Genomic DNA, 12,598 nt, shown 5'->3' on the forward strand with positions numbered 1-12,598 from the left:
CCTTTCCAGTAGAATTTTATATTATGATGTGGCAGATTGAGACAAGTATACACTCTTCCGTTTCCTTTAAAGGATAAACTTTTAAAGTGGTGTATATTTTACCTACTAATGGTTCCTAAAACATGGAGGGGGTGACTCCATGCCATTGATTGAAGAAGTTGCAACCCACAGATTCGAGAGGATAGGGAGCCATTCACACATTCATGGTCTTGGGTTAGATGAAACAGGAAAGGCGAGATTTATAGGGGATGGCATGGTAGGACAAACAAAAGCCAGGGAAGCTGCGGGGATTGCAGTAAAACTCATAAAAAAGGGGAAACTAGCAGGAAAGGGGATCTTATTAGTTGGACCAACAGGTAGCGGAAAAACTGCTATTGCAATGGGGATCGCAAAGGAACTTGGAGAAGACGTCCCATTCGTTCAGATTTCAGGAAGCGAAATTTATTCAGCGGAAATTAAAAAGACAGAATTTCTAAAACAGGCATTAAGAAGAGCCATTGGAGTCAGAATAAGTGAGGAAAGAAGAGTCTATGAAGGAAAAGTAGAAAGAATCCAAATTAATAAGACCAAGCATCCATTCAATCCATATGTGGAAATTCCAGAATCTGTAAAAATCACCCTTAAAACTAAAGATGATGAAAAAACTATCAGAGCAGGACGAGAAATAGCATATCAGCTCTTGGAGATGGGGATTGAGGAGGCTGATGTAATCCAATTGGATGCCGAAACCGGCAAAGTTTCAAAACTAGGGACAACAAAAGGAGAAGAGGGCCTGTTCTTTAAAAAAATAGTAGAGATTCCTAGTGGTCCTGTTCTTAAGATAAAGGAGTTCACATACACCGTTACTTTACATGACTTAGATTTAGTTAACAGTCGTGCAGGGGGAATATTTAGCATATTTTTTGGCGGAGGTCTAGAAATTACAGATGAAATAAGAGAAAAAGTTGATGAGACCGTGAAGCAATGGATAGAAGAAGGAAAGGCCACGCTTGTTCCTGGTGTGCTCTTCATAGATGAGTGCCACATGCTAGATATTGAAGCATTTTCATTTCTAGCACGAGCCATGGAGAATGAACTGGCTCCCATCTTAATTCTGGCAACCAACAGAGGAATAACAAAAATAAGAGGAACTGACCTAGAAGCCCCCCACGGAATCCCAATAGACATGTTAGATAGGTTACTGATAATAAACACAGAACCCTATAGAAGAGATGCAATTAAAGAGATCATAAAGATAAGAGCCAAAGAAGAGGGAATTGAAATCTCAGAGGACGCTATAGAGTATCTCGCAGAACTAGGAGAAAAGACAAGTTTAAGGTATGCAGTACAACTTTTGGCACCTGCAAGTGTTCTGGCAGGAAGAGAGAAGGTTAGTAGAGAACATGTGGAAAAAGCAAAAGAATATTTCTCAGATGTAAAAAGAAGTACCGAATATGTCAAACAGCTCGAAGGAATGCTTCAATGAGTGTCTTTTTTTATAATTCTTCCTAAAGTTTAACTCTTTTTAAAGCCCCCTTCAAGTTTAATCATAAATCTGCTCAACAAAGCATATATACTCCCTTCCATAACTTATAGAATGCATTTCCTTTGCATCTACTGGTTCCGGTGGAAACCTTTTTAAAAGATGTTAAAATTATAGGGATAAAATATAACAATAAAGATAACAATTATGCACAGAAATGTGCTATAATAATCATATGAACATTGAAAATGGGTCAAATTGATAAACATCAATACATTTCCAATGGAGGGAACAAAAATGCTACAGGAAGGACAAACTGATCTCAATTCACTTTTTGAAAAATACATGCACAATGAAAGAATATTTAAAAATAAAGATGTATTGCGACATAGTTATACACCTAAAGAACTCCCACATAGACGAGAACAAATAGAAACTCTTGTACACATCTTGGTTCCGGTCTTACGGGGAGAAACTCCTTCTAACATTTTTGTATATGGAAAAACAGGGACTGGAAAGACTGTTACTGTGAGGTACGTAACAGATGATCTGATGAAGATATCTCAAAAGTACAACATACCTGTAGATGTTATTTACCTTAACTGTGAGATAGTGGATACCCAATATAGGGTGTTAGCCAATATAGTCAACCATTTTAAAGACGAAAGTAAGATAGAAGTTCCTCTTGTTGGATGGCCCACTGACGAAGTCTATACACAACTGAAAAAAGTCGTTGACATGAAAGAGCGTTTTGTAATAATAGTTCTAGACGAGATAGACAAACTCGTTAAGAAAAGTGGTGACGATATTCTTTATAGCCTCACAAGAATAAACACTGAACTCAATAAAGCAAAAGTTAGTATTATAGGGATTTCCAACGATCTACGGTTTAAGGAGTATCTAGACCCAAGAGTACTGTCAAGCCTGAGTGAGGAGGAGGTGGTATTCCCCCCATATGATGCTAATCAACTTAGAGATATTCTAATGCAAAGAGCACAAGAAGCGTTTTATGATGGAGTTTTGGATGATGCGGTTGTTCCTCTTTGTGCCGCCCTAGCAGCTAGAGAGCATGGAGATGCAAGAAGGGCCCTTGACCTACTTAGAGTTAGTGGGGAGATAGCGGAAAGAGAAATGTCCCCTAAAGTCACCGAGAGGCACGTGTGGAAAGCTCAAGAAAAGATAGAACAAGATACCATGGAAGAAGTTATCAAAACTTTACCATTACATTCAAAAATCCTCCTGTACGCTATAGTTTTACTTGATGAAAATGGAGAATTGCCAGCAAACACTGGAGATGTATATTCCGTATACAAAGAGCTCTGTGATTATCTTGACCTGGAGCCCTTAACACAAAGGAGGATAAGCGATTTAATAAATGAACTTGACATGTTAGGCATAGTAAATGCCAAGGTCGTGAGCAAAGGTAGATATGGGAGGACAAAAGAGATAAGGCTCAACGTAACACCTTATAAAGTTAAAAACATATACCGCTTTGAAGAAACATTGAGGCCATTAATCTCAGTGAGCATGCTTAAGCAGAGGAGGTTATTTTATGGATGAACTGGTGAGGGGGCTAATATCAAACAACTACTTAATAACTCCCCCAGCATATTTTCTTTTATCTGAATACTATAAAAAAGAGTTTACCCTTCCTGAACTCATAAAATTTGCAAAAGCAAGAGGAACGTTTATAATTGATGAAATAACAGCTGAAGAGTTTCTGAAGTCTAAGGAAATAATTACTGCTCCAAGTCATTTAGAGAAGTTTCTATCCACTAAAGAGAAACCCAAAGAAGCTGAAGAAGTTCAAGAAAGAACTATAAGAAAGCTCGAAGAAACTGCATATGAAGTTTCAAAAACTCCAAGTGGTCCCATTGAGGCCAAAAGTATAAGTACAGATATGGAGGAAGTCATTGAAACGTCATTTCCTTCTGAAGAAAGTGAAGTTATAACAGAACCTAGAGGCCTTGAAGAAACAACGCTTCCTAAGAGCGTAGAAGAAGTTGAGGAAATATCAACAGAGATCGAAGAACCCCAAGAAATCACAGAAACCTTTGAAAGCGAGAGCAATGGTGAAGAAAACGGAGAAAATGGAGAAATAAAAAGAAAAATCATCTTTGAAGAATATGGTGTGCCTATAGTTGCCGAGGAAGAAGAGATTCCAGAGGAGAAAAAAGCCTATTCTGTCTATGATGATTTCAAAGTTTCTCCGAAGGAAGGATTTGAATTCCTAGCGAAGTCAATAAAATCCGAGTTTAATATTAAATTTGATGTACGAAAAGTTAAGATCACACCCCCCAAGGCTAAAAGCGGGACTACCAAAGAAGGAGAGATTATAGTAAAAGTTTATGAGAACTATTTTAAAAGCAGGTTAAAAAAGATGAGGAAAATTCTTCGTGAGAATCCTGAAGTTTCAGGAGTTATTGATATTGGAAAGCTCAGCTACATCAATCCAGAGGGAGACATCACAATAATCGGCCTTATAAACTCAAAAAGGGAAACACGAAATGGATACATGTTTGAGGTGGAAGACAACACTGGAATAATAAAAGTATTCATCGGAAGAGACAAAGAAGATTATGCAAAGGCTTTTGAGATAGTACCCGATAGCGTCATTGCATTTAAAGGAAGATACTCAAATAGAGGGATCTTCTTCGCAGACAGGATTTATCTGCCTGATGTCCCACTCTACAAAAAAGAGAAACCTCCTCTAGAAGAAAAGGTATATGCTGTTCTAATAAGTGACATTCACGTAGGTAGCAACAAGTTCTGCGAAAAGGCATTTATGAAATTTATAGAATGGCTTAATGGGCATGTGAACAGCAAAGCAGAAGAAGAAATAGTAAGCAGGATAAAATACCTTATAATAGCTGGAGACGTAGTTGATGGAATCGGTATATACCCGGGCCAGTATAACGAGCTTAATATTCCTGATATTTTTGACCAATACGAAGCTCTTGCAAATCTTCTTTCAAATGTTCCCGAACATATTACTATGTTTATAGGACCCGGAAATCACGATGCTGCAAGAACCGCTTTACCTCAACCGGAATTCTATAAAGAATATGCAAAGCCTCTTTATGAGTTAAAAAATGCCATTATAATAAGCAACCCAGCAGTAATTGATCTCCATGGTAGAGAATTTTTGATAGTTCACGGTAGGGGGATAGAAGATATTGTTAGTTATATTCCTAATATGAGCCATCACCACCCGGTAAAACCCATGCTGGAACTCCTAAAACTTAGACACGTTGCACCCACCTTCGGGGCAAAAGTTCCTATAGCTCCCGATTCCGAGGATCTACTTGTGATTGAAAGTGTTCCAGACTTAGTACAAATGGGCCACGTTCACGTTCTTGATTACCAGATCTATAGAGGAGTATTCCTAATAAACTCTGGAACATGGCAAGCCCAAACTGAGTTCCAGAAGATGGTTAACATAGTTCCTACACCAGCAAAAGTGCCAATCATAGATGTAGAAACCGCCAGGCTAAGAATGATAGTTGATTTCACTAAATGGTGTGACGTTTGAGGTGAAATAATATGGAAATTTACAGTGAGGATATGAAAAAATACTTCGACTCTTTGCAGAGAGAGATTAATAAGGCCTATGAAATAGCTCAAAAGGCCCGTTCTCAGGGGAAAGACCCCTCAAAAGAGATTGAAGTTCCCCAAGCAACAGATATGGCTGGAAGAGTTGAGAGTCTTGTAGGACCTAAAGGAGTTGCGGAGAGAATAAGAACACTTGTAAAAGAATATGGAAAAGAACTCGCTGCTTTGAAAATTGTTGATGAGATAATAGAAGGGAGATTTGGAAAGTTTGAGAGTAAAGAAAAACTTGCTGATCAATCCGTTAGAACAGCCTTAGCTATTCTCACAGAGGGTATTGTTTCTGCACCACTTGAGGGTATCGCAGATGTTAAAATAAAGAAAAATCCCGATGGCACAGAGTATCTTGCTATTTATTATGCAGGACCTATTAGAAGTAGTGGTGGTACTGCTCAAGCTCTTAGTGTTCTTGTTGGAGACTACGTCAGGAAAAAGCTTGGCCTAGATAGGTTTAAACCTACTGAAGAGCACATTGAGAGGTATGTAGAGGAAATAGACCTATATCACAGAGCTGTTACAAGACTTCAATATCATCCCTCAGCAGATGAAGTCCGTCTAGCAGTTAGAAACATACCAATAGAGATAACTGGAGAAACTACCGACAATGTTGAAGTTAGCCACAGAAACGTTCCAGGAGTCGAAACAAACTACCTAAGGGGAGGTGCAATTTTAGTTATTGCAGAAGGTGTCCTCCAGAAAGCAAAAAAATTAATCAAATACATTGACAAAATGGGGATAGAAGGATGGGAATGGCTAAAAGAATCTGTCGAAGCAAAAGAAAAGGGCAAAACTGAAAATAAGAAAGAAAAAAGCACAACTAATGAAAAAACAGAACAATACTTGGAAGAAACAAAGGTAAAAATCAAGAAAGGCTTCTATTATGAACTCTACGAGAAATTTAAAGCAAACATAGCACCAAACACAAAATACACAAAAGAGATTATTGGAGGAAGACCATTATTTGCAGAACCTTCCACAAATGGAGGCTTTAGGCTTCGGTATGGCAGAAGCAGGGTAAGTGGATTTGCAACTTGGTCTGTGAATCCCGCAGTCATGATAATGGTAGATGAATTCCTAGCAGTAGGAACTCAGATGAAAACGGAAAGACCTGGAAAAGGTTCTATTGCCACACCTGCAAGTACAATTGAGGGACCTATAGTCAAGTTAAAAGATGGAAGTGTCGTACGAGTTAATGATTATTACAAAGCCCTAGAGCTCAAAGATCAAGTAGATGAGATACTCTATCTGGGTGATGCTCTTATAGCCTTTGGAGATTTTGTTGAGAACAATCAAACACTTTTACCTGCTAACTATGTTGAAGAGTGGTGGATACAAGAGTTTGTAGAGGCAGTTAACAAGATTTATGAGGTTGAACTGAGACCCTTCCAAGAGAATAATAAAGAGATGGTAGAAGAAGCGGCCGATTATTTAGACCTCGACCCTGACTTCTTAGCAAAACTTCTCTATGACCCCCTTAGAACCAAACCTTCTATTGAAGAAGCTGTTCATCTCTCACGCATATTAAGAATACCCCTACACCCATATTATACTCTCTACTGGAACACACTCACCGTGGAGGAACTGATAAGACTTCAAACTGCATTGGTAAATGCCATCATCGAGTGGGATGAGTATAGAGGGCTTAAATATGCAAGAAAACTTGAAATAAGCCTCCAATCTCTAGGCAATGCAAAACGTTACCTAGAACTTCTTGGAGTAGAGCACAAAGTCGAAGGAGATATTGTAATCGTTGAATATCCTTGGGCCGCTGCACTTCTAACACCTTTGACAAATTTGGAGAAAAAACTTGAGTTTAAGGAATTTTACACCCCAATCGACCTCATAAATGAGATAAGTGAGATTAAGCTGAGAGATAGAGGGATAAGCTGGATAGGTGCGAGAATGGGAAGACCTGAAAAGGCAAAGGAGAGAAAAATGAAACCCCCTGTTCATGTTCTTTTCCCAATTGGTCTAGCTGGAGGAAATTCAAGAGACATCTACAAGGCCGCTCAAGAAGGCAAAACATCCGAAGTAGAAATTGCACACTTTAAGTGCACCAACTGTGGCCATGTGGATATCTTCCCTCGTTGCCCTCAATGTGGGAGTGATGCAAAGCTTCTCTATCACTGTCCCAAGTGTGGCTTTGAATCTATCTTAGATACCACCTGTCCAAAGTGTGACATAGAAATGAAAGCATACAAAAAGAGAAGGATAAACCCATCAGAACTCTTAAACCAGGCAATGAAAAATGTTGGAATTTATACCCTCGATAAGCTCAAAGGCGTAATGGGTATGAGCTCTGCCCATAAGATACCAGAGCCCCTTGAAAAAGGGATACTACGAGCAAGAAATGATGTGTATGTGTTCAAAGATGGAACAATAAGATTTGATGCGACGGATGCGCCTATAACCCATTTTAAACCTAAGGAAATAGGAGTCAGCGTAGAGAGGCTCCAAGAACTGGGTTATACTCACGACTTCGAAGGAAAGCCCCTTGTAAGCGAAGACCAAATCCTTGAACTCAAAGTTCAGGACATAATCCTCTCAAAGGAAGCTGGGAAATACCTTGTTAGAGTTGCTAAGTTTATAGATGATCTTCTCGAAAGGTTTTATGGTTTACCAAGATTTTACAATGTTGAAAAAATGGAAGATCTAATAGGTCATCTCGTTATAGGTTTAGCTCCCCATACCTCGGCTGGAATTATAGGAAGGATTATTGGTTTTGTTGATGCTTTAGTAGGTTATGCTCATCCGTATTATCATGCAGCGAAGAGGAGAAACTGCGACGGCGATGAGGACAGTGTTATGCTTTTACTCGATGCATTGCTCAATTTCAGCAAATACTATCTCCCAGAGAAACGTGGTGGAAAAATGGATGCTCCATTGGTCGTTACTACACGACTTGACCCAAGAGAGGTGGATAGCGAAGTTCACAACATGGACATAGCTAGATACTATCCGCTCGAATTTTATAATGCTACTTATGAACTCAAATCCCCCAAAGAGTTAACTGGAACTATAGAACGGGTAGAAGACCGCTTAGGAAAGCCTGAGATGTATGAAGGGTTAAAATTCACTCATGATACAGACGATATAGCTCTTGGTCCAAAGATGAGTCTCTACAAGCAGTTGGGAGACATGGTGGACAAAGTTAGCCGACAACTAGCCTTGGCCGAGAGGATTAGAGCAGTAAATGAACATCACGTCGCAGAGACCATAATAAACTCCCACATAGTGCCCGATTTAAGAGGAAACCTTAGGAGCTTCACAAGACAAGAATTCAGATGTGTTAAGTGCAATACTAAGTATAGAAGACCTCCATTAAGTGGCAAATGTACAAAATGCGGAGGCAAAATAGTTCTAACTGTCTCAAAGGGGGCTATCGAAAAGTATTTGCCCACTGCAAAAATGTTGGTTACAAAGTACAGTGTTATTGACTATACAAGGCAGAGAATCTGTCTTACTGAAAAGGACATTAAAATATTGTTCCAAAATGTCTTCCCAGAGACCCAAAGAACTCTCTTAGCCCTAAGCCACAAGGACATATGTGAGAGAATGATAGCTAAGAGAACTGGAAGAGCTGTGAAAAATAATGGGTATCTTGATGAACTTAGGGAAAATGGGAAATACAAAAGAGCTGAAAAAGAACAATCAACACTCAAGTCCCAAGCGCCTAGAAGTGAGAAAAAGGAAATCAAAAAGCCCAAGAAGAAAAAAGAAGGAAAGAAAGTAATTAGCCTGGAAGACTTCTTCTCCTAGAACCTTTAACTTTTCTCAACTTAACAAAAAAGATAAATAGTTGAACCACACTATCTTCTTTGATAGGGATGAAATTAGTACCAAGTGTGGCTTACCTTAGAATCCAGAAGCAGTTTTATGTGGGATACTCTATGGCCCTAGCTGGTTGGGTAGGTGAACATCTGATTATTCGTAAATCTATTCCAAAACCTTCTTTTATGGAAAGGGCCTTGAAGAAGTTAGGATTTTCTCTTGCAGGTGAAGATATCGATGATGATAACTATACATATTTCTTTAAAAGAAAAGATATCGGAATCTCGGCTTATTTTGAACCCTCAAATGACCTTCTATTCCTCCAAGTGTATCCCTTCAAAAAGAGGATCGGCTCTGGTGTAAGCGTTAGAGCACAGTACATTGAATTCTATGACCAGTTTGTGGTCTCCATCGAGCCTGCTCAAAAACTTCCTCCTGGAATCAAGAGCATAGGCGTTAATCCTCTCATACTTGAGGACTATTACCCAATCTCTACTCCTTATTGGGGAATGGTGCATGAGGACTGGGAAAGCGATTTAAAAATGCTTGTTATGAGGGATGAAGTCTTCAGTGATCTTGAAAGAAATGAGTATAGATGCCCTATATGCTTTTCTGAGCTTATGATAGAGGATGGGTATTTGAAGTGTCACACCTGTGGATTTGTTTATGCAGGCGAAAGTGAGTTTGATAGAGTATTATCAAGATTCTCATTGGCCCTTGGGGAAGAAGAAATCCTATTTTAGCTTTTCTTTGGGAGTAAAATTTATAAATACAAGCATAAACTACACAATGGGCACAGCCCCGTGGTGTAGTGGCCAAGCATACGGGACTTTGGATCCCGTGACCGGGGTTCGAATCCCCGCGGGGCTACCATTTAACTGGGCTCCAGAGTTTCGAACCCCTCACATCTTTTACCAAAATTATAATATTTATTAACTCACCTTCTTAAGATTTCTATAGGTGATAAAATGATCAGACTGGTATCTCTTGACGTCTGGAATACTCTTTTAGATATCAACCTCATGCTTGAAAGTCTCGTAAAAGCACTATCAGAAATTTTAAAAATTCCAGAAGAAGAGACCATGAAAAAAGTCATTAAGACACGAGAAAAAATTAAAGAAATAAGAAAATCTCAAAGCGGCGACCCAGAGAAAGCCCTTGAAGAGAGTCAGGAACTCTTGGCCAAAGTGTTTAATGTCGATGTTGAAATCATAAAAAGAGCTACAACAAAAGCCACATTAAATGTCGACGAAAACATCATTTTACCCGGAGTTAAAGACACTCTAAAAGAGCTCCGCGGAAAATATATAATCACTACAACAGGCAATGTCATGTTCTGGTCCTCAGCTTACACAAGGCTTATTTTAGAGAGATTTGGCCTAGCAGAGTATATAACCAAACAATTCTATTCCGATGAAATTAAAGCATACAAACCGATGAAAGAAGCATTCTTAGCCCCCTTGAACTACTTCAACATTTCCCCAGCAGAAGCCATACACATTGGAGATACGAAAGCAGAGGATTTTGAAGGGGCCCTTAATGCGGGTCTTTATGCATGTTGGATAAACAAAGATGCAGAAAAGGTTGAACGAATTCACGAGAGGGGATTCATGGTTAAAAGCATTGAAGACCTTTTAGAAATTCTGTCCCAGTTCTAATTCCTAAAATTTTAAATAAAAAGAGAGATTAAAACTTTATGCCACCCATGATAAGAGCCATGGCTGCCTTTTGTGCATGCAATCTGTTCTCTGCCTCGTCAAAGACTACACTATTTGGCGAGTCCACCACATCGTCGGTAACTTCCTCTCCCCTGTGAGCTGGGAGGCAGTGCATGAAGATGTAATCTGGCTTTGCATGCTTAACGAGATCTTTGTTTACTTGGAATGGCATGAATACCTTCCTTCTTTCCTCAGCTTCAGCTTCTTGACCCATTGAAGCCCAAACATCAGTGTAGATTACATCGGCGTCTTTAACCGCCTTTACCGGGTCATGTAAAAGCTCAAAGCTTCCTCCGCTTTCTGCAACGTTTTGCTCTGCCCACTTAATCACCTTTGCATCGGGTTCATAGCCCTCGGGGGTTGCCACAACCACATCAGCACCTAACTTTGTACCGGCAATCATTAACGAATGAGCAACATTGTTTCCATCACCGACGTAAACAATCTTAAGACCTTCAATTCTTCCTTTCTTCTCTTTAATAGTCATGTAATCTGCCAAGGCCTGACATGGGTGTGAGAAGTCGCTAAGTCCATTGATGACTGGGACGCTTGCGTATTTAGCGAGATCTTCGACATCCTTGTGGGCATAAACTCTTGCCATAATACCATCAACATACCTGCTTAACACTCTTGCAGTGTCAGCTATTGTTTCTCCTCTTCTCAATTGGAGATCTTGGGCATTCAAATACAGTCCATAACCACCAAGCTGGTAAATGCCAACTTCAAAGCTTATTCTTGTTCTCGTCGATGGCTTTTGAAAAATCATAGCTAACGTTTTACCCTCAAGAACACGATGTGGCTTCCCTATTTTGTTCCATATTTTCATCATTTCAGCTGTTTTAAGAATTGTTTCAAGTTCCTCTCTAGTAAAGTCTTGGAGACATAAAATATCTCTTCCAGCCAAACTTACTACCATGTGCATCACCGTCTAAAGCTCCACATTGCCGTTAATAACTATTTCGTCGTTGAAAAATAAGCTATAACGAAAATTTTCGAAAAATTCCTGAGGATTAATGGATAAACGTAAATCTCTACAAAACAATATCTTGCTGAAGTTTTCAACAATGCTAATAAGGGAGGTGTTCGTCTTATTTTCGGTGTGAACATATGAAAGGGATAAAAGTTAAGCTCATAAATTACACTCCAAGACCCTTAGAAACCATAACTTGGGCAGCTTTGATAAGCTATTGGGACGAGTGGGAAAGCGAAGCATTCGAAAGGATAACAAAAGATGATGTAGAAAAGCATTTGCCAAGGGTTCTCTCTTATGGACATGAAAGCATCCTAGAACATGCCACCTTTACCTTCGCTATTGAAGGATGTTCAAGAACTTGTAGTCATCAACTTGTTCGCCATAGATTAGCAAGCTACACACAGCAATCAATGCGGTACATCAAAATAAATCTTGAAGATGTTGAAGAGACTTTCGTGATTCCGGAGAGTGTGAAGAAAGATCCAGAACTCTATGAGAAGTGGAAAAAACTTATGGAGGAAACTATTAAACTTTACGAAGAGAGCTACGCCAAAGGTATACATCAAGAGGATGCACGCTTCATTCTACCACAGGCTGTGAGAACCAAAATAGTCGTGACAATGAACCTGAGAGAGCTCAAGCACTTTCTTGGATTTAGAGCGTGTGCAAGAGCACAATGGGAAATTAATCATATCGCATGGAAAATGCTAGAGGAAATCGCCAAAATAAAGGAACTACGACCCATAATAGAATGGGCTAAACTAGGCCCTCGATGTATAGCACTAGGATACTGTCCCGAGAAAGAACTCATGCCGCTTGGATGCTTAAAAATGACAAAGGATAAGTGGAAAAAGTTAATGGAAGTATGAATCTTATTTCATAAAATTTTTAAAAGTGGTCCTTAAAATAAGAAAAAATATTTGTATAACAACCCTCTTAGAATTGCATTAATGCCCGATTAAAACCTTTGTTGGCCTCTTCTCAACTGTAAAGCATTTTTATCACCATAAATAGCCAAAAAAGCTCTAAAAAGACTTTTATATGTAACTTTAGTGAAATTTTCTT

The 12,598-nt window shown here is 39.2% G+C and carries 8 protein-coding genes and 1 tRNA gene; 8 read left to right on the top strand and 1 reads right to left on the bottom strand.

Going from position 1 to position 12,598, the window contains the following annotated elements; genetic code table 11:
- The first annotated feature begins 139 nt into the window (after nt 1-139).
- The 7 genes from K1720_RS00005 to K1720_RS00040 all read left to right on the top strand — a co-directional run bounded on the left by K1720_RS00005 (nt 140) and on the right by K1720_RS00040 (nt 10,500).
- Entirely contained in the window at nt 140-1,465 is a 1,326-nt protein-coding gene (locus K1720_RS00005; RefSeq protein WP_279347048.1) for a RuvB-like helicase, read from the top strand.
- Nucleotides 1,466-1,759: 294 nt separating this feature from the next.
- Nucleotides 1,760-3,022 (top strand): ORC1-type DNA replication protein, encoded by a 1,263-nt coding sequence (locus tag K1720_RS00015; protein ID WP_251949184.1) that lies wholly within the window; start codon nt 1,760-1,762, stop codon nt 3,020-3,022.
- The gene (locus K1720_RS00020) at nt 3,015-4,994 is read left to right on the top strand and encodes a DNA-directed DNA polymerase II small subunit (protein ID WP_251949185.1); all 1,980 of its coding nucleotides are present in this window, start codon (nt 3,015-3,017) and stop codon (nt 4,992-4,994) included. Before K1720_RS00015 ends, K1720_RS00020 begins: the two co-directional genes overlap by 8 nt.
- Nucleotides 4,995-5,005: 11 nt before the next feature.
- The gene (locus tag K1720_RS00025) at nt 5,006-8,830 is read left to right on the top strand and encodes a DNA polymerase II large subunit (protein WP_251949186.1); all 3,825 of its coding nucleotides are present in this window, start codon (nt 5,006-5,008) and stop codon (nt 8,828-8,830) included.
- Between the two features lie 68 nt (nt 8,831-8,898).
- Nucleotides 8,899-9,585, top strand: a complete 687-nt coding sequence (locus K1720_RS00030; RefSeq protein WP_251950765.1) for a hypothetical protein — start codon at nt 8,899-8,901, stop codon at nt 9,583-9,585.
- 54 nt (nt 9,586-9,639) lie between these two features.
- Nucleotides 9,640-9,715: transfer RNA gene (locus K1720_RS00035), tRNA-Gln, on the top strand.
- Between the two features lie 95 nt (nt 9,716-9,810).
- Nucleotides 9,811-10,500, top strand: coding sequence for an HAD family hydrolase (locus K1720_RS00040; protein ID WP_251949187.1), 690 nt, complete (start codon nt 9,811-9,813; stop codon nt 10,498-10,500).
- 28 nt (nt 10,501-10,528) lie between these two features.
- On the opposite strand, the gene argF is transcribed toward K1720_RS00040, so the two are convergent.
- Nucleotides 10,529-11,476 (bottom strand): ornithine carbamoyltransferase, encoded by a 948-nt coding sequence (gene argF / locus K1720_RS00045; protein ID WP_251950768.1) that lies wholly within the window; start codon nt 11,474-11,476, stop codon nt 10,529-10,531.
- 191 nt (nt 11,477-11,667) lie between these two features.
- On the opposite strand from argF, the gene thyX reads away from it, so the two are divergent.
- Nucleotides 11,668-12,402 carry an FAD-dependent thymidylate synthase gene (gene thyX, locus K1720_RS00050; RefSeq protein WP_251949188.1) on the top strand — a complete coding sequence of 245 codons (735 nt, stop codon included), beginning with the start codon at nt 11,668-11,670 and terminating at the stop codon, nt 12,400-12,402.
- Nucleotides 12,403-12,598 lie beyond the last annotated feature (196 nt).

Origin of the sequence: Thermococcus argininiproducens (genome assembly GCF_023746595.1) — an archaeon.
GTDB lineage: Archaea > Methanobacteriota_B > Thermococci > Thermococcales > Thermococcaceae > Thermococcus_A > Thermococcus_A argininiproducens.